The sequence below is a fragment of the Streptomyces sp. NPDC017979 genome, from assembly GCF_044328175.1.
In the GTDB taxonomy this organism is placed as follows: Bacteria; Actinomycetota; Actinomycetes; order Streptomycetales; family Streptomycetaceae; genus Streptomyces.
In genome coordinates this window covers 91,784-114,391 of sequence record NZ_JBIRGU010000001.1, presented here as the reverse complement: position 1 = coordinate 114,391, position 22,608 = coordinate 91,784, and the positions used below count along the sequence as shown (strand labels likewise).

Here is a 22,608-nt window from a genome sequence, read left to right as displayed (position 1 = left end):
CGGGCCGCGCACCGGCGGGGACCTTCGAGGTGGGGGCCTGGGATGGGAAAGGGAGCTTCGGAAGACGGCCACGGCCGGCTCGGCAGCGTGCTGTCGGGGCTGGTCGTGGCCGTCGGTTCTGTGCTCTTCCTCGGAGGTTTCGTCTGGGGAGCCGTGGTCTACCAGCCGTACACCGTGCCGACGGACTCGATGGCCCCGTCCGTGGACGTGGGGGACCGGGTGCTGGCGGAGCGGATCGACGGCGCCGAGGTGCGCCGCGGTGACGTGGTGGTCTTCCGGCAGAAGGAGTGGGGCGACATGCCGATGGTGAAGCGCGTCGTCGGGGTCGGGGGCGACACGGTCTCCTGCTGCGGTGCGGACGGCAAGCTGAGGGTGAACGGCCGGCCGATCGCGGAATCGTATCTTCGGGCGGACGGGCCTGCGTCGCCCACGCGCTTCAGCGCGACCGTCCCCGAGGGGCAGCTCTTCATGCTCGGCGACGACCGGACGGTGTCGCTGGACTCCCGGACCCACCTTCAGGACGCGGCGCAGGGTTCCGTGCCGCGCTCGGCGGTGGAGGCCCGGTTGGACGCGGTGGCGTGGCCGCTGCCCGGGGACTTCCTGGAGCGGCCCGAAGGGTTCGGGGCGCTGCCGGGCGGGACGTCCGAGACGGGGCCGGTGAAGCTGGTGCTGGCGTCCGTTGCGACCGGTGCCGTGCTGATCTTCGCGGGGGCGGCCTACGGGCCGCTGGCGCGGATGCGCGCACGTCGACGGCGGGGGAGCAGGAGTGGGGTGGCGGCCGATGTCGGGTGACGCGGGCGGCTCCGCGGACTCGGAGCGGGGCGGCGACTTCGGCGGGGAACTGCGGAAGGTCGCCCGGGTCGTGCTGCTCGACTCCCAGGACCGGATCTTGTTGATGCACGGGTACGAGCCGGACGACCCGGCCAGCAACTGGTGGTTCACCCCGGGCGGCGGGCTGGAGGAGGGCGAGACGCGGGCCGAGGCCGCCCTGCGCGAGCTGGCCGAGGAGACCGGCATCACCGAGGTGGACCTCGGCCCGGTGCTGTGGCGGCGCAGGTGCTCGTTCCCCTTCGACGGGCGCCGCTGGGAGCAGGACGAGTGGTACTTCCTGGCCCGCACCGACCAGACGGGCACGCAACCCCTCGGGCTGACGGAGCAGGAGCGGCGCAGCGTCACGGGGACGAGGTGGTGGACCTCCGCCGAACTGGCGTCGGCGCGTGAGACGGTGTACCCGACCAGGCTCGCCGAGCTGCTGCGCACGCTGCTCGACGAGGGTCCTCCGCCGGTGCCGGTGGTCTTGGCCCCCGAAATCGCCTAGGGGCGGGAGTGACTGGAGCACAATAGGGGGACGCACGGCTGAAGGGGAACATGCCATGAGCGCCGAGGACCTCGAAAAGTACGAGACCGAGATGGAGCTGAAGCTCTACCGGGAGTACCGGGACGTCGTCGGACTGTTCAAGTACGTGATCGAAACTGAGCGGCGCTTCTATCTCACCAATGACTACGAGATGCAGGTCCACTCGGTGCAGGGGGAGGTCTTCTTCGAGGTCTCGATGGCTGACGCCTGGGTCTGGGACATGTACCGCCCGGCCAGGTTCGTCAAGCAGGTCCGCGTCCTCACGTTCAAGGACGTGAATATTGAGGAGCTGAACAAGAGCGATCTCGAACTGCCGAGCGGCTGAGTCGGCGGGCGGGGAGCGGCGGACGTGGCCGGGAGCAGCGTGAGCGGCGGGCCGCGGAACCGCCCGTTCGGGTGACGGAGTTATTCACAAACATCTGCTCATCCACCAAGATCCACTTTTGTTGAGCGGTCGCGTCATCGTCGGTGCCAGGAGGTGGTGCCGAGATGAACGCGACCGGGGCACTGGGGAAGTACGGCGAGGAGCTGGCGGCGCGGCTGCTGGCGGAGTCCGGCATGCAGGTTCTCGCGAGGAACTGGCGGTACGGACGCGCGGGGGAGATCGACATCGTCGCCCGTGACGGCGACACCGTGGTGGTCTGCGAGGTCAAGACGCGTAGGGCGGGCCCCTTCGAGCACCCGATGGAGGCGATCACCCCGGCCAGGATGGCCCGGCTGAGGCGACTGGCCGAGGGCTGGCTCGAACGGCACGGGGAAGCGCCGCCGGGCGGGGTGCGGATCGACCTCGTGGGAGTGGTGGTCCCCCAGCGCGGCGCCCCCGTGGTGGAGCACGCCCGGGGGGTGTCGTGATGGCGTTCGCACGTGCGTGTTCGGTGGCGCTGGTCGGCGTCGAAGGCGTGGTGGTGGAGGTCCAGGCGGACCTGGAGCCGGGAGTGGCGGCGTTCACGCTGGTCGGTCTGCCGGACAAGAGCCTGGTGGAGAGCCGGGACCGGGTGCGGGCCGCGGTGGTGAACTCCGGCGCCGAATGGCCGCAGCGCAAGCTCACGGTGGGGTTGAGTCCGGCGTCCGTGCCCAAGGGCGGCAGCGGGTTCGACCTTGCGGTGGCCTGCGCCGTCCTCGGGGCGTCCGAGCGGGTGGACCCGCGCTCCATCACGGACCTGGTGCTCATCGGGGAGTTGGGCTTGGACGGCCGGGTGCGGCCGGTGCGCGGGGTGCTCCCTGCGGTGCTGGCCGCGGCCGAGGCCGGGTATCGCCAGGTAGTGGTCCCCGAGCAGACCGTCGGGGAGGCGTCGTTGGTGCCGGGCGTCTCGGTGCTCGGGGTGCGGAGCCTGCGCCAGTTGATCGCGGTGCTGAACGACGAGCCGGTGCCCGAGGAGGAGCCCGTTCCCGAAGGGCCGGATCCGATGCTGGCCGGGCTGATGGTGCCCGGGGCGGGGGTCGGCACCGGGCTTGCGACGGCGCCGGGCGAGGGACCGGACCTCGCGGACGTGGCCGGGCAGCGGATGGCCCGGCTGGCGTTGGAGGTGGCGGCCGCGGGCGGCCACCACCTGCTGTTGACCGGCCCGCCGGGTGCGGGCAAGACGATGCTCGCGGAGCGGCTGGTCGGCGTGCTGCCGGCGCTGACGCGGCAGGAGTCGCTGGAGGTCACCGCGGTGCACTCGGTCGCCGGCATCCTGCCACCCGGTCAGCCCCTGGTGAGCCGGCCGCCGTACTGCGCCCCGCACCACTCGGCCACCATGCCCTCGCTCGTCGGCGGCGGCAACGGTCTGCCGAGGCCGGGTGCGGTCTCCCTGGCCCATCGCGGCGTGCTCTTCCTGGACGAGGCGCCCGAGTTCGCCAGCAAGGTGCTGGACGCGCTGCGCCAGCCGCTGGAATCGGGGCATGTGGTGGTGGCCCGCAGCGGGGGCGTGGTTCGGCTCCCGGCACGGTTCCTGATGGTCCTCGCCGCGAACCCGTGCCCCTGTGGCCAGCACACCGCGCAGGGGGCGGGCTGTGAGTGCCCGCCCTCGGTGATCCGGCGGTATGCGGCCAGGATGTCCGGTCCCCTGCTCGACCGGGTCGACCTACGGGTCGAGGTCGAGCCGGTGCACCGAAGGGATCTGCTGGCGCAGGGCGGTCGTGGCGAGACGAGCGCACAGGTGGCCGAGCGGATCCGAACGGCCCGGGAGCGCACTGCCGCCCGGCTCGACGGCACGCCCTGGACGGTCAACGGCGAAGTGCCCGGCCATGAGTTGCGCACCCGCTGGCCCGTCGCGCCGGGCGCCCTCGCCGCGCCGGAGCGGGACTTGGAGCGCGGCCTGCTCACCGCTCGCGGCCTGGACCGGGTGCTGCGGGTCGCCTGGACGATCGCCGACCTGGCCGGCCGCGCCTGCCCCGGACCGCAGGACGTGGAACTGGCGCTGGAGTTGCGTACCGGAGTATCGCGCGGCGCTCCGCTGCCGGTCGGTGCGAGGGGTGCCTCATGAGGTGCGGTGGGACGCAAGCGCCGCGCGCCTGCGAGGCGGCAGGGCCGCTGGCTTCTGCGGGCTGCCGCTGCCGTCCGTGGTGGAGGCCCGGGCCTGGATCGGGGCAGGGGGTCGGCGTGCGATGACCGCCATCGAAGATCGGGAGCGCATCGCCCGTGCCGCGCTGACCAGGGTGATCGAGCCGGGGGACGAGAGCGGCGGCAGATGGCTCAGCCGGTTCGGGGCGGTGGGGCTGATGGACCGCCTCACCGCGGTGGAGGTCGATGAGGCGACGCTGCCCGGGGCGTCACAGCGGCGACTGGCGAGCTATCGGGCACGGGCGGCAGCTGCTGACCCACAGCGGGACCTGGAAGGGATCGCGGTGGCTGGCGGACGGTTCGTGTGCCCGGGCGACGGGGAGTGGCCGACCCAGCTCGACGACCTCGGGGGCGCCCGCCCCATCGGGCTCTGGGTGCGAGGCGGTGCCCATCTGCGGACCTGGGCGGTGCGCTCGGTCGCCGTCGTCGGCGCCCGGGCGTGCACGCCCTACGGCGCGCACGTGGCGGGCCTACTCGGCAGCGGGCTTGCGGAGCGGGGTTGGGTGGTGGTGTCGGGAGCGGCGTTCGGGATCGACGGGGCCGCCCATCGGGGCGTGCTCTCCGCGGGCGGCGCCACGGTGGCCGTACTGGCCTGCGGAGTGGACGTCGCCTATCCACCGGGCCATGCCGAGCTGATCCGCCGCATCGGGGAACAGGGCCTGGTCGTCGGGGAGTTACCGCCGGGGAACCATCCGACGCGCAGTCGCTTCATCCTGCGGAACAGAGTCATCGCCGCCCTCACTCGCGGCACGGTCGTGGTCGAGGCCGAGTACCGCAGCGGGGCGCTCGCCACCGCACGGCGCGCGGTCGAGTTGGGGCGACATGTGATGGGCGTTCCCGGCCCGGTCACCAGCGGGCTCTCCGCCGGTGTGCACGAACTGCTGCGGGGCGAGGGGGCGCTGGTCACCGACGCCGATGAAGTGGTCGAACTGGTCGGGGGGATGGGCGAGTTGGCGCCGGAGCGTTGGGGTGTCGACCGCCCGCGTGACGTCCTTGACCCCGTCAGCGCCTGCGTCCTCGAAGCCCTTCCCGCACGTGGGGAGGTCGACGCCGCGCGGCTCGCCCGTGACACCGGCACCCCGACCGATGAAACGCTCGGCAGGCTGTATGAACTGCACGCCTTGGGTTTCGTCGAACGACACGGTGGGAGCTGGCGATTGACGCGCCGGGCGCACGAGGGGTCGAACGCGCGGCGAGGCGGTTCTTGATTTGGAGCATTCGGGTGAAAAAGTGATGCGGGCGACCTTTGCGCTGTCCTCCGCCGCGCCGGAAGGACTGGCACGTGTACAGCCGACGACGGTTCGACGGCGCGGGTCACGGCCCGTACCGCGCACGGGGCCGCCACGGCCTTCGCCCACCGCGACCACGCAGTCACGCTACGCTCACATTCCCGCCCCAAGACACCCGCCCCTCGTCGAGTTCACCCGCACCGAGTCCCCCTCTTCAGCAGAACGGCTCAAGGCAACGCATGCCCCAGCACACCTCCGGGTCTGATCGCGCGGCAGTGCCATCCCCTGCCCGTGGCACCGCGCGGCCCCCCGCTCCCTCGTCGCTTGAGGAGTTGTGGCAGTCGTACAAGGCCACCGGGGACGAGCGGCTCCGCGAGCAGTTGATCCTGCACTACTCACCCCTGGTGAAGTACGTCGCGGGCCGGGTGAGCGTCGGGCTGCCGTCGAACGTGGAGCAGGCGGACTTCGTCTCGTCCGGAATCTTCGGACTCATCGACGCCATCGAGAAGTTCGACATCGAGCGGTCCATCAAGTTCGAGACGTACGCGATCACCCGCATCCGGGGCGCGATGATCGACGAACTGCGCGCCCTGGACTGGATTCCGCGCTCCGTGCGGCAGAAGGCGCGCGCCGTCGAGCGGGCGTACGCCACGCTGGAAGCGCAGTTGAGGCGCACGCCGACCGAGGGCGAAGTCGCCTCCGAGATGGACATCAGCATCGAGGAACTGCACTCCGTCTTCAGCCAGTTGTCCCTGGCGAACGTGGTCGCCCTGGAGGAGTTGCTGCACGTCGGCGGGGAGGGCGGCGACCGGCTCAGCCTGATGGACACCCTGGAGGACACCGCGGCGGACGACCCGGTCGAGGTGGCCGAGGACCGCGAACTGCGGCGACTGCTCGCCCGCGCCATCAACACGCTCCCCGAGCGCGAGAAGACCGTCGTCACCCTCTACTACTACGAGGGGCTGACGCTCGCGGAGATCGGCAACGTGCTCGGGGTCACCGAGAGCAGGGTCAGTCAGATCCACACGAAGTCGGTGCTCCAGCTACGGGCGAAACTTGCTGACGTGGGTCGTTGAGTCGGAAACGCCCCTGCCTCTTGCGCGGCATCCGTAAAGTGGAAGGGTGCCCAGGATTCGAGCGGCCTCCGTGGCCGAGCACCGGACCATGCAGCGCGGCGCCCTGCTCGACGCCGCGCGCTCCCTGCTGTCCGAGGGCGGCACGGAGGCATTGACCTTCCCCGCCCTCGCGGAACGCACCGGCTTGGCCAGGTCGTCCGTGTACGAGTACTTCCGTTCCCGCGCCGCCGTCGTCGAGGAACTGTGCGCGGTGGACTTCCCCGTCTGGGCGGCGGAGGTCGAGGCCGCCATGGAGCGGGCCGAGACGGCCGAGGGCAAGATCGAGGCGTACGTCCGCCGACAGCTCGACCTCGTCGGCGATCGCAGGCACCGGGCGGTGGTCGCGATCTCCGCGGGAGAGCTCGACGACGGGGCCCGGGAGAAGATCCGCGCGGCGCACGGCGGGCTGATCGCCATGATCGTCGAAGCGCTGGGGGAGCTGGGCCACGAGCAGCCCAGGCTCGCCGCGATGCTGCTCCAGGGGGTCGTCGACGCCGCGGTGCGACGCATCGAGCTCGGCGCGGCGGAGGAGCCCCAGGTGATCGCTGACGCGGCGGTCTCGATGGCGCTGCGGGGCGTCCGGGCCTGACGCCACGGGCCGCCCGGCGCCGTCGCCGGTCCGGCGTGCGTGCGGACCACCGCGGGCAGACGCCTGCGCGGCGGCGCAACGCTCGGTGCGCCAGCGCCGCCACAGCTCCCAGCACCACCCCGTGCAGCGCTCCGGCCCGCCCCGCGGCGGTCGGTGCCACGGCCGCAGTCGCCGGCGTCCCGATCAGTGGGAGCAGCCGGGACGGCGTGCGGCGCAGCATGTCGGCCGGCAGCAGCGAGAGCGGATCCAGATAGGTGGAGCCCCGTAGCAGCCCCCAGTGCAGACAGCCGGTCGCACAGTGCGACGGCCCCGCAGCGAGGCGCCCCACCACCTCGCCGGCGACCACCTCCGTCCCCACCGGCAGCAGTGCCTCGACCGGCTCGTACGTCACCCGCAGCGGCGGCTCCCCCGAATCGGCGAGGGCCAGCGACAGCACACCCCGACCGGCCACCCGCCCCGCGAACGAAACCCGCCCCGCGCCCACCGCCCGCACCCGGGCCCCGGGCGCGGCGGCCAGGTCCACGCCGCGATGCCCGGCCCCGTACGGCGACGAGGGCGGCTCCCAACCGCGGACGACCCGGGGACGAGCCGCCCCGGCCGGCCCCGCAGGCCCCACGGGCCAACTCCGCTGCGCCCGGCGCACCCCCTCCGGCGTCTCCCGCCCGCTCGGCGCCGCCCACCCGGCCACCCCCGCGAAGGCACCGGCCCACGCCGCAGTCCCGGCGAACTCGGGCCCGACGGCGAGCGCCGACGCCAGCGCGAGCAGCACCGCGACGACCGCCTTCCCGTACCGCTCCGGCACTCTGCGTTCCCTGTGACGACTCCTGTGACGACCCATGTGACGACGGTGCCCCACACCCCCGCTGTGTTGTGGATCATGGTCTGGATCTGTGGATAACGGGCTCGTTGTGGACAACGCCGTCACCCGACGGTGTCCGGGTCCCGTACACTTCTTCTGGCGATCCGGGCCACCGGGTCGACTTCGCACGCCCCGCCACCAGTCACCCGTCAGGGTCGGTGGCCGCGCCCCTCGGTCCCTCGCGGCAGGCGCGCCGGGGCGTCAGGACACAACCGAGAAATCAAGGAGATACGGCCATGGCCGTCGTCACGATGCGGGAGCTGCTGGAAAGCGGCGTCCACTTCGGTCACCAGACCCGTCGCTGGAACCCGAAGATGAAGCGCTTCATCTTCACCGAGCGCAACGGCATCTACATCATCGACCTGCTCCAGTCGCTGTCGTACATCGACCGCGCCTACGAGTTCGTCAAGGAGACCGTCGCGCACGGCGGCTCCATCATGTTCGTCGGCACCAAGAAGCAGGCCCAGGAGGCCATCGCCGAGCAGGCCGCGCGCGTGGGCATGCCCTACGTCAACCAGCGCTGGCTCGGCGGCATGCTGACCAACTTCTCCACCGTCTACAAGCGGCTGCAGCGCCTCAAGGAGCTGGAGCAGATCGACTTCGAGGACGTGGCCGCCTCCGGCCTGACCAAGAAGGAGCTCCTGGTCCTCTCCCGCGAGAAGGCCAAGCTGGAGAAGACCCTGGGCGGTATCCGCGAGATGCAGAAGGTGCCCAGCGCCGTCTGGATCGTGGACACCAAGAAGGAGCACATCGCGGTCGGCGAGGCCCGCAAGCTCAACATCCCGGTCGTCGCGATCCTCGACACCAACTGCGACCCGGACGAGGTCGACTACAAGATCCCCGGCAACGACGACGCGATCCGCTCCGTCACGCTGCTCACCCGCGTGATCGCCGACGCCGTCGCCGAGGGCCTCATCGCCCGCTCCGGCGTCGCCACCGGTGACTCCAAGCCGGGTGAGAAGGCCGCCGGCGAGCCGCTCGCCGAGTGGGAGCGCGACCTCCTCGAGGGCGAGAAGAAGGCCGACGACGCCGCCGAGGCCGAGAAGCCCGCTGAGGCTCCCGCCGCCGAGGCTGAGGCTGAGAAGCCGGCCGCGGACGCCGAGCAGGGCTGACACCGCCCGGCTGAGCCGTGCGGGTGGGGACGGCGGGGGACGGTGTCACGGACACCGCCCCCCGCCGCCCGCCCGTAGATTCCGTCACCGGATCGTCACCGGGTCCACGGACGATCTCCGGATCCGGTCTCGACTTCGATCGACTTCCGACTTTCGAGAAAAGACTCAAGGACATGGCGAACTACACCGCCGCTGACGTCAAGAAGCTCCGCGAGCTCACCGGCGCCGGCATGATGGACTGCAAGAAGGCGCTGGACGAGGCCGACGGCAACGTCGACAAGGCCGTCGAGCTGCTGCGCGTCAAGGGCCAGAAGGGCGTCGCCAAGCGCGAGGGCCGCAGCGCTGAGAACGGCGCCGTCGTCTCCCTCATCTCGGACGACAAGACCTCCGGCGTCCTGCTGGAGCTGAAGTGCGAGACGGACTTCGTCGCCAAGGGCGAGAAGTTCCTGGCCGTCGCCAACGCCCTGGCCGCGCACGTCGCCGCGACCTCCCCGGCCGACCTGGAGGCCCTGCTCGCCTCCGAGATCGAGGCCGGCAAGACCGTCCAGGCGTACGTCGACGAGGCCAACGCCAACCTCGGCGAGAAGATCGTCCTCGACCGCTTCGCGCAGTTCTCCGGTGCGTACGTCGGCGTCTACATGCACCGCACCATGCCGGACCTGCCGCCGCAGGTCGGCGTGCTGGTCGAGCTCAGCGCCGAGAACGCCGAGGTCGCCAAGGACGTCGCGCAGCACATCGCCGCCTTCTCGCCGAAGTACCTCACCCGTGAGGACGTCCCGGCCGAGGTCGTCGAGAACGAGCGCCGCGTCGCCGAGGCCACCTCGCGCGAGGAGGGCAAGCCCGAGGCCGCCCTGCCGAAGATCGTCGAGGGTCGCGTCAACGGCTTCTTCAAGGAGGTCACCCTCCTCGACCAGCCGTTCGCGAAGGACAACAAGAAGTCCGTCAAGAAGGTTCTCGACGAGGCCGGTGTCGAGCTGAAGCGCTTCGCGCGCATCCGCGTCGGCGCCTGATCAGCCACCCAGAGAACGCGAGTACTCGCGTACGCGGGCCGCGAGGACGGCTGCGCGGGTACGTCGAGTACGCGATCGATCCGGGAGCCCGCTAGGGTTTCCCACGCAGTCATCGGCCGCGTGGGCCCCGGGCGCCACCACCGCGCCCGGAGCGCCGGAACGACCGCAGATGTGACGAGGAGGCCATTGCCGACAGGGACACCAGTACCCGCGGCGATGGCCTTCCTCGTATGTGCACGAGGAGATCTCCATGAACCAGGGCGTGGACGCCAAACTGGCAGCCGGCGACAACACCGACCACGACGGGAAGCACGACGTGACCAAGCCCAACGCCAAGGCCGGTGCCGGACGCTTCATGCTGAAGCTCTCGGGAGAGGCGTTCTCCGGCGGCGGGGGCCTCGGGGTGGACCCCGACGTCGTGCACGCCATCGCCCGTGAGATCGCCGCGGTCGTCCGCAACGGCGCGCAGATCGCGATCGTCATCGGCGGCGGCAACTTCTTCCGCGGTGCGGAGCTCCAGGTCCGCGGCATGGACCGGGCCCGCTCCGACTACATGGGCATGCTCGGAACGGTGATGAACTGCCTCGCCCTCCAGGACTTCCTGGAGAAGGAGGGCATCGACTCGCGCGTCCAGACCGCCATCACCATGAGCCAGGTCGCGGAGCCCTACATCCCGCTGCGCGCCGTGCGCCACTTGGAGAAGGGACGCGTCGTCATCTTCGGCGCCGGCATGGGCATGCCGTACTTCTCCACCGACACCACCGCGGCCCAGCGCGCCCTGGAGATCGACGCCGAGGCCCTGTTGATGGGCAAGAACGGCGTGGACGGGGTGTACGACTCCGACCCCAGGACCAACCCGGCCGCGGTGAAGTACGACGCGCTCGACTACGGCGAGGTCATCACCAAGGACCTCAAGGTCGCCGACGCCACGGCCATCACCCTCTGCCGTGACAACGCCCTGCCGATCCTCGTCTTCGAGCTGTTGGCCGAGGGCAATATCGCGCGGGCCGTACGGGGTGAGAAGATCGGCACGCTCGTGAGCGACAAGGGCACCCGGTCCTGAACCGGGGGGCGTCCCGGGCGTCCGGGGAACGGATGCCCGAGGATGTCCTGGGATAGACAGAGCCCTGCCGGTCGGACACCGTGCAGGGAAGACGCGACACAGGTTCCGCCCGACCGGGCAGTTGTCAGCCGGGCCTACTCAAGACACGCAGGAGCAAGTGGTGATCGAAGAGACCCTCCTCGAGGCAGAGGAGAAAATGGAGAAGGCCGTCCTGGTCGCCAAGGATGACTTCGCCGCGATCCGCACCGGGCGTGCGCACCCGGCGATGTTCAACAAGATCGTGGCCGACTACTACGGTGCGCTGACCCCGATCAACCAGCTCGCCTCGTTCTCGGTGCCCGAGCCGCGGATGGCCGTGGTCACGCCGTTCGACAAGTCCGCGCTGCGCAACATCGAGCAGGCGATCCGCGACTCCGACCTCGGGGTCAACCCGAGCAACGACGGCAACATCATCCGTGTGGTGTTCCCGGAGTTGACCGAGGAGCGCCGCCGCGAGTACATCAAGGTCGCCAAGGGCAAGGCCGAGGACGCCAAGATCTCGATCCGCGCCGTGCGCCGCAAGGCCAAGGAGACCATCGACAAGTTCGTCAAGGACGGCGAGGTCGGCGAGGACGAGGGCCGTCGCGCCGAGAAGGAGCTCGACGACACCACCGCCAAGTACGTGGCGCAGGTCGACGAGCTGCTCAAGCACAAGGAAGCCGAGCTGCTCGAAGTCTGATGAACGACGCTTCCTGGGGGGCCCCGCAGAGGGCCGACTACACCGGAGGGTGGCGTCCGCACGACCAGGGTCCTGCCTCGGCGGGTCCCGCCTTCGATGGGCATGAGGCACAGCAGACTCGGCCCATGCCCATCGTGCCGGACTTCCCCGACGCAGGTAGAAACGCCAACGGCAACGGTCCCGGCGACCGCGACCACAGGGACGACGGCGAGCGGGAGTCGCCCCGGCTGAACGGTCCGCTGTTCCGTGACGAGGTCCCGCGGGAGCCGGCGCCGGGTGCCGGTGCGCAGCCGCCGGCACCCGAGTCGTCGCACAGACGCCGTATGGGCGGCCCGTCCGGTCAGAAGGACCGGGGCGGGCGCTCCGGGCACGAGCGACGTGCGGGTGCGGGCGGGGGTTCGTCAGCTCCCGGTACGGGGCCGACGGAGCCGGTCGCGTCCGCGGCGCAGCCGCCGCAGCAGCCCGGTCAGCCGGCAGCCCGGCACGGAGCCCGGCGCACGGGGGAGAGCGGTGTGAAGAAGCGTGCCGGCCGTGACCTGCGGGCGGCCATAGGGGTCGGCGTCGGCCTCGGTGCGGTGATCATCGCGTCGCTCTTCTTCGTCAAGGCGGTGTTCGTCGGCGTCGTCGTGGTCGCCGTCGTGGTCGGCCTGTGGGAGCTCACCTCCCGGCTGGCGGAGCGCAAGGAGATCAAGGCGCCGCTGGTGCCGCTCGCCGTCGGCGGCGCGGCGATGGTGGTCGCCGGGTACGTGCGCGGCGCGGAGGGCGCCTGGGTCGCCACGGCGCTCACGGCCCTCGCCGTGCTGGTGTGGCGGATGACGGAGCCGCCCGAGGGGTACCTGAAGGACGTCACGGCGGGGATCTTCGCCGTGTTCTACGTGCCGTTCCTGGCGACCTTCGTCGCCATGATGCTCACGGCCGACGACGGTGCCTGGCGGGTGTTCGCGTTCCTCCTCCTCACGGTGGTCAGCGACACCGGCGCGTACGCGGTCGGCTGGCGCTTCGGCAAGCGCAAGCTCGCTCCGCGGATCAGTCCCGGGAAGACCCGCGAGGGGCTGTTGGGCGCGGTGGGCTTCGCCATGGTGGCGGGCGCGCTGTGCATGCAGTTCATGATCGACGACGGCACCTGGTGGCAGGGTCTGCTGCTGGGCCTCGCGGTGGCGGTCAGCGCGACGCTGGGAGACCTCGGCGAGTCGATGATCAAGCGAGACCTCGGCATCAAGGACATGGGCACGCTGCTGCCGGGACACGGCGGCATCATGGACCGGTTGGACTCGTTGCTGCCGACGGCGCCCGTGGTCTGGTTGTTGTTCGTGGTGTTCGTAGGAAGCGGCTGACCTGCGGCTTCACGGTGAAGGGCTTGTTATCCACAGGATGGCGAGCCCTTCGTCGTATCTCTGCGACACTGGATGGACCATGCCCAAGCCCGGAGAACTCACATTCATCGCGCCTCGCGGAGCCAAGAAGCCCCCGAGGCACCTCGCCGACCTCTCGCCCGCCGAGCGGAAGGACGCCGTCGCCGCGATCGGCGAGAAGCCCTTCCGCGCCAAGCAGCTCTCGCAGCACTACTTCGCCCGGTACGCGCACGACCCGGCGCAGTGGACGGACATCCCGGCCGCCGCGCGGGAGAAGCTGGCCGCGGAGCTGCTGCCCGATCTGATGTCGGTGGTGCGGCACATCTCCTGCGACGAGGACACCACCCGCAAGACCCTGTGGCGGCTGCACGACGGGACGCTCGTCGAGTCCGTGCTGATGCGCTATCCCGACCGGGTGACGATGTGCATCTCCTCCCAGGCCGGCTGCGGGATGAACTGCCCGTTCTGCGCCACCGGGCAGGCCGGCCTCGACCGCAACCTGTCGACCGCGGAGATCGTGCACCAGATCGTGGACGGGATGCGGGCCCTGCGCGACGGCGAGGTCCCCGGCGGCCCCGCCCGGCTGTCGAACATCGTCTTCATGGGCATGGGCGAGCCGCTGGCGAACTACAAGCGGGTGGTCGGCGCGATCCGTCGGCTCACCGACCCCGAGCCCGACGGCCTCGGACTGTCCCAGCGCGGGATCACGGTCTCCACCGTCGGCCTGGTGCCGGCGATGCTCCGCTTCGCGGACGAGGGCTTCAAGTGCCGGCTCGCGTTGTCGCTGCACGCCCCGGACGACGAGCTGCGTGACACGCTCGTCCCGGTGAACACCCGCTGGAAGGTCCGCGAGGTCCTGGACGCCGCGTGGGAGTACGCGGAGAAGTCGGGCCGCCGCGTCTCCATCGAGTACGCGCTGATCCGTGACATCAACGACCAAGCGTGGCGCGGTGACCTGCTGGGACGGCTCCTGAAGGGCCGACGCGTCCATGTGAACCTGATTCCGCTGAACCCCACTCCGGGGTCGAAGTGGACGGCGTCGAGGCCGGAGGACGAGAAGGCGTTCGTGGCGGCGATCGCGGCGCACGGCGTTCCGGTCACGGTGCGGGACACCCGGGGTCAGGAGATCGACGGCGCGTGCGGACAGCTCGCGGCGTCCGAGCGCTGACGGCAGCTCCCTCAGTAGGTCCCTCAGCAGGGCGGGCCACGAGGCCGAGTTCGGATGTCGGGCCGCGGGCGCAGGACTCGGGGCGAGGGTGCGCACGGCCACCCACCCCTGCTGCCGTCCGCGGGTGACCTTGTAAGCTGACCCGTACATCTACATAAATCCGACAGGGGAGCGCCACAGCGCTGAGAGTGCGGTACCCATCAGACCGCAGACCCTCTGAACCTCGCCCAGGTCATTCTGGGTAGGAAGTTCGGTCACCACTCAAGCTGTTGCGCCCTGCCCGGGTCCACGACGGGACCGGGCCGGGCCGCGTCTCTTCCTGGCCACCCCCAGGAGGAATCCATCCGTGAGCAGTATCAGGAAGAAGACGGCCGCCGCGCTGGCCGCGGCGCTCGGCGTGAGCGTGCTCGCCGCCTGCGGCGGCGAGTCCTCCGGTGACTCCGGTGCCAAGGGCGGCGACGGCAAGGGCTCGAAGACGGTCACGCTGGTGAGCCACGATTCCTTCGCCGCCTCCGAGGCCGTGCTCAAGGAGTTCACCCGGCAGACCGGCTACACCGTCAAGGTCCTCAAGAGCGGGGACACCGCGGTCGCGCTCAACAAGGAGATCCTGACGAAGGGCTCTCCGCAGGGCGACGTGTTCTTCGGCGTCGACAACACCCTGCTGTCCCGGGCGCTCGACAACGGCGTCTTCACCCCGCACGAGGCCAAGGGCCTCGACCAGGTGCCGGCCACCGTGCAGCTCGACAAGGACAAGCACCGGGTCACCCCGATCGACACCGGCGACGTCTGCGTCAACTACGACAAGAAGTACTTCGCGGACAAGAAGCTCGCGCCGCCGCAGACCTTCGAGGACCTGGCCAAGCCCGAGTACAAGGACCTGCTGGTCGTGGAGAACGCGGCCACGTCCTCCCCGGGCCTGAGCTTCGTCCTCGGCACCGTCGCGCACTTCGGCGAGGACGGTTGGCAGGACTACTGGAAGCAGCTCAAGGGCAACGGCGTCAAGGTCGTCGACGGCTGGGAGCAGGCTTACAACGAGGAGTTCTCCGGGTCCGCCGGCGGAAAGAAGGCCAAGGCGGACCGGCCGCTGGTGGTTTCGTACGCCTCCAGCCCGCCGGTCGAGGTGCTGTTCGCCGAGCCGCAGCCGACCGAGGCGCCCACCGGCGTCGCCACCGGAACCTGCTTCCGACAGGTCGAGTTCGCGGGCCTGCTGAAGGGCGCGAAGAACGAGGCCGGCGGAAAGGCCCTGCTGGACTTCATGGTCTCCAAGACCTTCCAGGAGGACATGCCGCTGAACATGTTCGTCAACCCGGTGGTCAGCGGGGCGAAGCTGCCCGAGCTGTTCACCCGGCACGGCGCGGTGGTCGAGAAGCCGGCGACGCTGGCGCCCGACACCATTTCCAAGAACCGTGAGCAGTGGGTTCAGACGTGGTCCTCGCTCGTGGTGAAGTAGCCCGGCCCGCGGCGGGCCGCCGCGGCCGGGCGCCCCGCACGGGGAACGCGACGCGGCTCGCCCTGATGGCGCTGCCCGTCGCGTTCTTCGGCGTCTTCTTCGCGTACCCCGTGGCCGCGATCGTCGGCCGCGGGCTGCGGGACGGCGGTCGTTGGCAGTTCGGGCGCATCGGTGAGGTGCTGAGCCGCCCGGACGTCCTCGACGTGCTGTGGTTCACCACCTGGCAGGCGCTCGCGTCGACCGCGCTCACCCTGCTCGTCGCGCTGCCGGGAGCGTACGTCACGGCCCGCTACGACTTCCCGGGCAAGCGGCTGCTGCGGGCCGTGGTGACCGTGCCGTTCGTGCTGCCGACCGTCGTCGTCGGCACCGCCTTCCTCGCGCTGCTGGGCCGCGGCGGACTGCTCGACGAGACGTTCGGGATCCGGCTCGACACCACGGTGTGGGCGATCCTCCTCGCGCACGTCTTCTTCAACTACGCCGTGGTGGTGCGGACCGTGGGCGGCCTGTGGGCACAGCTCGACCCGCGTCAGGAGGAGGCGGCGCGGGTGCTGGGCGCCGGCCGCTTCGCCGCCTGGCGCACGGTCACGCTCCCGGCGCTCGCGCCGTCCCTGGCCGCCGCGGCGCTGATGGTCTTCCTCTTCACCTTCACCTCCTTCGGCGTGGTCCAGATCCTGGGCGGCCCCGGCTTCGCCACCTTGGAGGTGGAGATCTACCGGCAGACCGCGCAACTGTTGGACCTGCGCACGGCCGCCGTCCTGACCCTGGTGCAGTTCGCCGCCGTCGGCGCGGTATTGGGCGTGCACGCGTGGACGGTGCGGCGCCGGGAGGGCGCGCTGACGCTGGTGGACCCCACGTCCACCGCCCGCCGGCCGCACGGGGTGCGGCAGTGGGCGCTGCTCGGCGGGGTGCTGACCACGGTCGCCCTGCTGGTGCTGGTGCCGCTGGGGGTGCTGGTGGAACGGTCGCTGTCCACCCCCGACGGATACGGCTTCGACTACTACCGGGCGCTCGGCTCGCTGGACGCGAGCGGGGGCGCGTTCCTCGTACCACCGGTGCACGCCGTGGGGAACTCGCTGAAGTACGCGCTGGCCGCGACGGCGATCGCGGTCGTCGTGGGCGGGCTCGCGGCGGCGGCGCTGGCCCGTCGGCCCGGGCCGGAGGGCCGGGAGCGCGGGGCGGGGCGGCTGGTGCGCGGCTTCGACGCGCTGTTGATGTTGCCGCTCGGGGTCTCGGCGGTGACGGTGGGCTTCGGCTTCCTGATCACGCTCGACGAGCCGCCGTTGGACCTGCGGGCCTCGTGGATCCTGGTGCCGTTGGCGCAGGCGCTGGTCGGCGTGCCGTTCGTGGTGCGCACCATGCTGCCGGTGCTGCGCGCGGTCGACGGGCGGCTGCGGGAGGCGGCGGCGGTCCTCGGGGCCTCGCCGCTGCGGGTGTGGCGGGAGGTGGACCTGCCGTTGGTGCGGCGTGCCCTGCTGATCGCCGCGGGCTTCGCGTTCGCCGTGTCGCTCGGGGAGTTCGGCGCGACCGTCTTCATCGCCAGACCCGACAACCCGACGCTGCCGGTCGCCGTCGCCCGGCTGCTGGGACGGCCCGGCGAACTCAACTACGGGCAGGCGATGGCCCTGAGCACGATCCTGATGGTGGTGTGCGCGGGCGCGCTGCTGTTGTTGGAGCGGATCCGCCTGCGCACGACCAACGGCTCGACCGGGGAGTTCTGATGCTGGTACTCGACGACGTGACCGTACGCTTCGGGGTGCGGGCGGCGCTCGACGGGGTGGACCTGACGGTCGCCGACCGCGAGGTCGTCTGCGTCCTCGGGCCCAGCGGCAGCGGCAAGTCCACCTTGTTGCGGGTGGTCGCCGGGTTGCAGCGGGCGGATCGGGGGCGGGTGCTGCTCGCCGGCGCCGACCAGACGGACGTGCCGGTGCACCGGCGCGGCGTGGGCCTGATGTTCCAGGACCACCAACTCTTCCCCCAGCACGACGCGGGCGGCAACGTCTCCTTCGGGCTGCGGATGCGTGGTGACGGGCGGCAGGCGCGGGAGTTGCGGGTCGCGGAGCTGTTGGAACTCGTCGGCCTGCCCGGCGCCGAGCGGCGTGCGGTCGCTTCCCTCTCCGGGGGCGAGCAGCAGCGGGTCGCGCTGGCGCGGGCGTTGGCCCCCGAGCCGCGGCTGTTGATGCTCGACGAGCCGTTGGGCCAGCTCGACCGCGGGCTGCGGGAGCGGCTGGTGGTGGAGTTGCGGGCGCTCTTCGGGCGGCTGGGGACGACCGTGCTGGCGGTCACCCACGACCAGGGCGAGGCGTTCGCGCTCGCCGACCGCGTGGTGATCATGCGGGAGGGGCGCATCGCCCAGACGGGGGCGCCGCTGGAGGTGTGGCAGCGGCCCGCGGACGCCTTCGTGGCGCGGTTCCTCGGCTTCGACAACGTGGTCGCCGCCACCGTCAGCGGATCGGTGGCGACGACGGCGTGGGGGAAGCTGCCGCTGGCGGGCCCGGCCGGGGACGGCGAGCGCGAGGTGCTGGTGCGGCCGGCGGGGGTGCGGTTGACGGACGCGGAGGAGGGCCTGGGCTGCACGGTCGTGGCGCGGACCTTCCGGGGCGACCGGGTGGCCGTACGGCTGAGGCCGGCGACGGGCCCCGTGCTGGAGGCGGAGGTGCCGTTGCGGGACGCACCCGAGGAGCACGCCGAGGTGGGCGTCGTCTTCGCGCCGGAGGACGTGGTCGTACTGGGCTGAGGGCCCGGTGCCCCGTCCGACCGGACGGACGGGGCTTCGAGAAGGCAGGCCCTAACCCCGTAGCGGGGCCACGGCCAGGGCGGCGACCGCCCAGGTCAGCGGGGCGTACACGGCGAGCAGGATCAGCACCCGCAGGGCCGTGGCGGTGCGCAGGGTGTTCGCCGGGGTGCCCAGGCGCCGCAGTTCCTCGCGGGTGGTGGTGCGCAGGGCGCGCGCCTCGGCCGTGGAGACCAGGAGGGTGGCCGTCGAGCAGGCGATCACCAGGGTCGTGCCCAGGCCGGTGAGCGGTCCGAAGGGGCGGGCTCCGCTGTCGGACAGCATCCAGCCGGCGAGCACCGCGGCCGCGACGGCGCACAGCACGCCGATGGGGCGGCCGATCCGACGGGCCTCTTCCATCAGGACCCGGCCCGCGAGCAGCCGCAGCGCGTTGGGGCGCACCATTTGCAGCAGACGGCCGCAGAAGTGGGTGAGCGCGGGCCCTGCCACGGCGAGGCCCACCGCGGTGAGGGCCCAGCCCGTCAGCACGCCGGCCGGGTTCGAGCCGAACTCGCCCGGCAGCCGGGGCCCCTCCCCGGACTGGGCCCGGGCCGCGTACGTGCCGATCGCCAGGCCCGCGGCCGTCAGGGCGCAGCCCCACGGCAGCCCGCCGGGCGGGGCAGTGGGCGCCGGGGGCTCCTCGGGCGGGGCTTCGTCGTCGGCGGTGGCGCGGATGCGGGAGCGCAGTGCGAGGGCGACGGTGACCGTCGCCGCCAAGGGGACGACCGCCAGCAGGGTGAGCGCCGCAGCGAGCGGCAGCGACTCGTCCGCGGCCAGCAGTTCGGCGGCGGCGCCGTCGAACGGCAGACCCGTCAGATCGCCCCGTAGGTGCAGGAAGACCAGGAGGGCGAGCACGCTGCCGAGCGCGGCGGAGACGGCCGTGCCGGATGCGGCGAGGGCGGCGAGTTGGCCGGGGCCGAGCCCGGCGGCGGACAGGCCGCTGCGCGGCCGGGTGCTCGGGTCCGTACGGGCGACCGCGACCGCGAAGTGCACGGCGGCGGCGAGCGGGACCAGGCACCAGGAGAGTCGCAGCAGGGACGTCGAGGGGTCGTCCGGGTGGGCGAGCGCGTGGGTGAGGGCACTCAGCAGCAGGAAGCCGACCCCTGCCGATGCGGCTGCGACGAGCAGTCGGCGCAGCACGACCAGGGGGTGGGCGCCGCGGGCTAGACGGAGAGCGAGCACTCGGCCCGGCCTTCCGCTTCGGCGGTGACGGAGCCGGTGCGACGGCCGTCGACCAGGGGGAGGGTGCGGTCGGCGAGCGCCGCCACGTCCGGGTCGTAGCTGGCCAGCAGGACCGTGATGCGGTGGGAGCGGGCCGCCGCCAGCACCGTGCGCAGCAGTTGGGCTGCCTCGGCGCTGTGCAGCGGCGCCGTCGGCTCGTCGGCGAAGAGCACGGCGGGCTCGGCCACCAGGGCGCGGGCGGTGGCGGTGCGCTGGCGCTGGGCCTGGGTGAGGGCGTGCGGTCGGCGGCGGGCGACCTGGCCGACGTCGAGGCGGTCCAGCCACTCCAGGGCGGTGGTCTTGGCGGTCCGGTGGGGCACTCCGCGCAGCAGCAGCGGCAGGGCGGCGTTCTCCCAGGCCGTGAGCTCCGGTACGAGCGTGGGTTCGGCGCCGATCCAGGCGAAGTGCTCCCGGCGCAGCCGCTCGCGGTGGAGCGCGGGCAGGGTGTGGACGGGGGCGCCGTTGAACCACACTTCGCCCTCATCCGCGACGAGTTGTCCGGACAGGCAGCGCAGCAGCGTGGTCTTGCCGCAGCCGCGGGGGCCCTGCACGGACAGGATCTCGCCCTCCCGCACCCCGAGCGAGACGCCGACGAGTGCGGGGGAGCCCCGGTGGGCGTGGTGGAGCGAACGTGCCCAGAGCACGTCGTTGTCCGGCGGAGCCGCCATGGCGTACACCTCGGTTCTGATCAGATGCGTCGGCATAGATGCGTCGTCCCCCGGTCGTCCCCCGTATGGGGGAACGAGGTTCGGGGCTGATCGGTCACTGGGGGTCCTCCCAGGCCCGCGGGCGGGCAGGGGGAAGGCTAGGCAGCAGGATGCGGGGTGCCGGGAAACACGACGGCCCGGGTGCCTGCCATCCACTCGGATGGGTGCACCCGGGCCGTCGTGCGACTCGGTCGAAGGGCCGGTCAGGGGCCGGGCCTAATCGGCCGTCGCGCGGGCTCAGAGCTTGGTCCACGCCTCGGTGAGGACCGTGCGCAGCACGCCTTCGATCTCGTCGAACGTCGACTGGTCGGCGATCAGCGGCGGCGCGAGCTGGATGACCGGGTCGCCGCGGTCGTCGGCCCGGCAGTACAGACCGTTGTCGAAGAGGGCCTTGGAGAGGAAGCCGTAGAGCACGCGCTCCGTCTCCTCGTCCGTGAAGGTCTCCTTGGTGACCTTGTCCTTCACCAGCTCGATGCCGTAGAAGTAGCCGTTTCCACGGACGTCGCCGACTATCGGCAGGTCGTACAGCTTCTCCAGCGTGCCCTTGAAGGCGGCCTCGTTGTCGAGGACGTGCTTGTTCAGGCCCTCGCGCTCGAAGATGTCGAGGTTGGCGATGCCGACGGCCGCGGAGACCGGGTGGCCGCCGAAGGTGTAGCCGTGCAGGAAGGTGTTGTCGCCCTGGTAGAACGGCTCGGCGATGCGGTCCGAGACGATGCAGGCGCCGATCGGGGAGTAGCCGGACGTCATGCCCTTGGCGCAGGTGATCATGTCCGGGACGTAGCCGAACTTGTCGCAGGCGAAGGTCGTGCCGAGGCGGCCGAAGGCGCAGATGACCTCGTCGGAGACGAGCAGGACGTCGTACTGGTCGCAGATCTCGCGGACCCGCTGGAAGTAGCCGGGCGGGGGCGGGAAGCAGCCGCCGGCGTTCTGCACCGGCTCCAGGAAGACCGCGGCGACGGTCTCCGGGCCCTCGAAGAGGATCTGCTGCTCGATCTGGTCGGCGGCCCAGCGGCCGAACGCCTCGGGGTCGTCGCCGTGGATCGGGGCGCGGTAGATGTTGGTGTTCGGCACCTTGTGGGCACCGGGGACCAGCGGCTCGAAGGGGGCCTTGAGCGCGGGCAGACCGGTGATGGACAGGGCGCCCTGCGGGGTGCCGTGGTAGGCGACGGCGCGCGAGATGACCTTGTACTTGGTGTGCTGGCCGCGCAGCTTGAAGTACTGCTTGGCGAGCTTCCAGGCGGTCTCGACGGCCTCGCCGCCGCCGGTGGTGAAGAAGACCTTGTTGAGGTCGCCGGGGGCCTCGTGTGCCAGGCGCTCGGCCAGCTCGACGGCCTTGGGGTGGGCGTAGGACCACACCGGGAAGAAGGCCAGCTCCTGGGCCTGCTTGTAGGCGGTCTCGGCCAGCTCCACGCGGCCGTGACCGGCGTTCACCACGAAGAGGCCGGCGAGGCCGTCGATGTAGCGCTTGCCCTGGTCGTCGTAGATGTAGGTGCCCTCACCGCGGACGATGGTGGGGACGGGGGAGTTCTCGTACGACGACATGCGGGTGAAGTGCATCCACAGGTGGTCGTAGGCGGTCTTTGACAGGTCGCTGCGGTCCTTGCTCACGGCTATCGGGTTCCCCACATGTAGGTCTGCTTCTTGAGCTTGAGGTAGACGAAGCTCTCGGTGGACCGCACACCGGGGAGTGCACGAATCCGCTTGTTGATCACTTCGAGCAGGTGGTCGTCGTCCTCGCAGACGACTTCCACCATCAGGTCGAAGGAGCCCGCGGTCATCACCACGTACTCGCATTCGGCCATTGCGGTCAGGGCGTCCGCGACGGGGTCGAGGTCGCCCTCGACGCGGATGCCGACCATGGCCTGACGGCGGAAGCCCACGGTGAGCGGGTCCGTCACGGCGACGATCTGCATGACGCCCTGGTCGAGCAGCTTCTGCACGCGCTGGCGCACCGCCGCCTCCGACAGGCCCACGGCCTTGCCGATGGCGGCGTAAGGACGGCGTCCGTCCTCCTGGAGCTGTTCGATGATCGCTAGGGACACGGCGTCGATCGTCGGGGACTGAGCGTTCCCGGCGGTCCCGTTCCTGGAGTCTGCGCTTCGACTGGCCACAAATTCACCATGCACCGGGACTCCGCCGTCCCGCAAGCCCTTGGCGATGAAATTCGTCGTTGAGGAGCTCAATTCTCACTGAATCCGAAGGTGGCGTGGGTCAGGGCTGACGAAAGCGTCACTGCACGGTTAGGGTGGGGGCGAAGGCTTACCCGTGAGTTCGAGCGTCGTGACCTAGATCCACGACATCCGGCTCGACGCGAGGGCGGACCTTCACCCACACCACGGAGAA

General features: G+C 71.3%; 21 protein-coding genes, 1 pseudogene and 1 riboswitch. Of the genes and pseudogenes, 17 read left to right on the top strand and 5 right to left on the bottom strand.

The features are described 5' to 3' along the window. Positions 1-42: 42 nt before the first annotated feature. The 8 genes from lepB to ACH4E8_RS00450 all read left to right on the top strand — a co-directional run bounded on the left by lepB (position 43) and on the right by ACH4E8_RS00450 (position 6,835). Positions 43-792 (top strand): signal peptidase I, encoded by a 750-nt coding sequence (gene lepB / locus ACH4E8_RS00485; RefSeq protein WP_398442902.1) that lies wholly within the window; start codon positions 43-45, stop codon positions 790-792. Then, complete coding sequence (locus ACH4E8_RS00480) at positions 782-1,318, top strand: NUDIX hydrolase (protein WP_398442900.1); 537 nt, start codon at positions 782-784, stop codon at positions 1,316-1,318. Before lepB ends, ACH4E8_RS00480 begins: the two co-directional genes overlap by 11 nt. A 55-nt stretch (positions 1,319-1,373) precedes the next feature. Continuing rightward, entirely contained in the window at positions 1,374-1,682 is a 309-nt protein-coding gene (locus ACH4E8_RS00475) for a DUF2469 domain-containing protein (protein WP_003993268.1), read from the top strand. Positions 1,683-1,846: 164 nt separating this feature from the next. Next, positions 1,847-2,209: a YraN family protein gene (locus ACH4E8_RS00470; RefSeq protein ID WP_398442897.1), complete on the top strand. Its 363-nt coding sequence runs from the start codon at positions 1,847-1,849 to the stop codon at positions 2,207-2,209. Beyond that, positions 2,209-3,825, top strand: coding sequence for a YifB family Mg chelatase-like AAA ATPase (locus ACH4E8_RS00465; RefSeq protein WP_398442895.1), 1,617 nt, complete (start codon positions 2,209-2,211; stop codon positions 3,823-3,825). Before ACH4E8_RS00470 ends, ACH4E8_RS00465 begins: the two co-directional genes overlap by 1 nt. Positions 3,826-3,946: 121 nt before the next feature. Beyond that, positions 3,947-5,110, top strand: coding sequence for a DNA-processing protein DprA (dprA, locus tag ACH4E8_RS00460; RefSeq protein WP_398442893.1), 1,164 nt, complete (start codon positions 3,947-3,949; stop codon positions 5,108-5,110). Between the two features lie 260 nt (positions 5,111-5,370). After that, positions 5,371-6,207 carry an RNA polymerase sigma factor WhiG gene (gene whiG, locus ACH4E8_RS00455; RefSeq protein ID WP_398442891.1) on the top strand — a complete coding sequence of 279 codons (837 nt, stop codon included), beginning with the start codon at positions 5,371-5,373 and terminating at the stop codon, positions 6,205-6,207. Positions 6,208-6,277: 70 nt separating this feature from the next. Next, a complete protein-coding gene (locus ACH4E8_RS00450; protein WP_398444662.1) occupies positions 6,278-6,835 on the top strand; it encodes a TetR/AcrR family transcriptional regulator in 558 nt (185 codons plus the stop codon). 301 nt (positions 6,836-7,136) lie between these two features. Here ACH4E8_RS00450 and ACH4E8_RS00445 read toward each other — a convergent pair. Then, positions 7,137-7,673: pseudogene (locus ACH4E8_RS00445) on the bottom strand (peptidoglycan DD-metalloendopeptidase family protein); the annotation flags it as partial. Between the two features lie 257 nt (positions 7,674-7,930). Between ACH4E8_RS00445 and rpsB the strand changes: the two are divergent. From rpsB to ACH4E8_RS00400, 9 genes are all read left to right on the top strand, one after another. Next, entirely contained in the window at positions 7,931-8,806 is an 876-nt protein-coding gene (gene rpsB / locus ACH4E8_RS00440) for a 30S ribosomal protein S2 (protein ID WP_398442889.1), read from the top strand. A 173-nt stretch (positions 8,807-8,979) separates the two neighbouring features. Then, positions 8,980-9,816 (top strand): translation elongation factor Ts, encoded by an 837-nt coding sequence (gene tsf, locus ACH4E8_RS00435; RefSeq protein WP_398442887.1) that lies wholly within the window; start codon positions 8,980-8,982, stop codon positions 9,814-9,816. 250 nt (positions 9,817-10,066) lie between these two features. After that, complete coding sequence (pyrH, locus tag ACH4E8_RS00430) at positions 10,067-10,879, top strand: UMP kinase (protein ID WP_398442885.1); 813 nt, start codon at positions 10,067-10,069, stop codon at positions 10,877-10,879. A gap of 160 nt (positions 10,880-11,039) precedes the next feature. Then, positions 11,040-11,597 carry a ribosome recycling factor gene (gene frr, locus ACH4E8_RS00425; RefSeq protein ID WP_361960745.1) on the top strand — a complete coding sequence of 186 codons (558 nt, stop codon included), beginning with the start codon at positions 11,040-11,042 and terminating at the stop codon, positions 11,595-11,597. After that, entirely contained in the window at positions 11,597-12,931 is a 1,335-nt protein-coding gene (locus ACH4E8_RS00420) for a phosphatidate cytidylyltransferase (protein ID WP_398442883.1), read from the top strand. The genes frr and ACH4E8_RS00420 overlap by 1 nt, the downstream gene beginning before the upstream one ends. Before the next feature lie 79 nt (positions 12,932-13,010). Continuing rightward, positions 13,011-14,117 (top strand): 23S rRNA (adenine(2503)-C(2))-methyltransferase RlmN, encoded by a 1,107-nt coding sequence (gene rlmN / locus ACH4E8_RS00415; protein WP_398442881.1) that lies wholly within the window; start codon positions 13,011-13,013, stop codon positions 14,115-14,117. A 155-nt stretch (positions 14,118-14,272) separates the two neighbouring features. Further along, a riboswitch (TPP riboswitch) is annotated at positions 14,273-14,383 on the top strand. Between the two features lie 80 nt (positions 14,384-14,463). After that, positions 14,464-15,567: a thiamine ABC transporter substrate binding subunit gene (locus tag ACH4E8_RS00410; RefSeq protein ID WP_398442879.1), complete on the top strand. Its 1,104-nt coding sequence runs from the start codon at positions 14,464-14,466 to the stop codon at positions 15,565-15,567. 65 nt (positions 15,568-15,632) lie between these two features. Then, positions 15,633-17,285 carry an ABC transporter permease gene (locus ACH4E8_RS00405; RefSeq protein WP_398444660.1) on the top strand — a complete coding sequence of 551 codons (1,653 nt, stop codon included), beginning with the start codon at positions 15,633-15,635 and terminating at the stop codon, positions 17,283-17,285. Then, positions 17,285-18,301 carry an ABC transporter ATP-binding protein gene (locus tag ACH4E8_RS00400; protein ID WP_398442877.1) on the top strand — a complete coding sequence of 339 codons (1,017 nt, stop codon included), beginning with the start codon at positions 17,285-17,287 and terminating at the stop codon, positions 18,299-18,301. Before ACH4E8_RS00405 ends, ACH4E8_RS00400 begins: the two co-directional genes overlap by 1 nt. 51 nt (positions 18,302-18,352) lie before the next feature. On the opposite strand, the gene ACH4E8_RS00395 is transcribed toward ACH4E8_RS00400, so the two are convergent. The 4 genes from ACH4E8_RS00395 to ACH4E8_RS00380 all read right to left on the bottom strand — a co-directional run bounded on the left by ACH4E8_RS00395 (position 18,353) and on the right by ACH4E8_RS00380 (position 22,391). Beyond that, positions 18,353-19,519 (bottom strand): hypothetical protein, encoded by a 1,167-nt coding sequence (locus ACH4E8_RS00395; protein ID WP_398442875.1) that lies wholly within the window; start codon positions 19,517-19,519, stop codon positions 18,353-18,355. Then, on the bottom strand, positions 19,501-20,226 hold the full coding sequence (locus tag ACH4E8_RS00390) for an ABC transporter ATP-binding protein (protein ID WP_398442873.1): 726 nt from the start codon (positions 20,224-20,226) through the stop codon (positions 19,501-19,503). The genes ACH4E8_RS00395 and ACH4E8_RS00390 overlap by 19 nt, the downstream gene beginning before the upstream one ends. 276 nt (positions 20,227-20,502) lie before the next feature. Further along, entirely contained in the window at positions 20,503-21,891 is a 1,389-nt protein-coding gene (locus tag ACH4E8_RS00385) for an aspartate aminotransferase family protein (RefSeq protein WP_398442871.1), read from the bottom strand. Beyond that, a complete protein-coding gene (locus ACH4E8_RS00380) occupies positions 21,876-22,391 on the bottom strand; it encodes an Lrp/AsnC family transcriptional regulator (RefSeq protein WP_398442869.1) in 516 nt (171 codons plus the stop codon). Before ACH4E8_RS00380 ends, ACH4E8_RS00385 begins: the two co-directional genes overlap by 16 nt. Between the last annotated feature and the right edge of the window lie 217 nt (positions 22,392-22,608).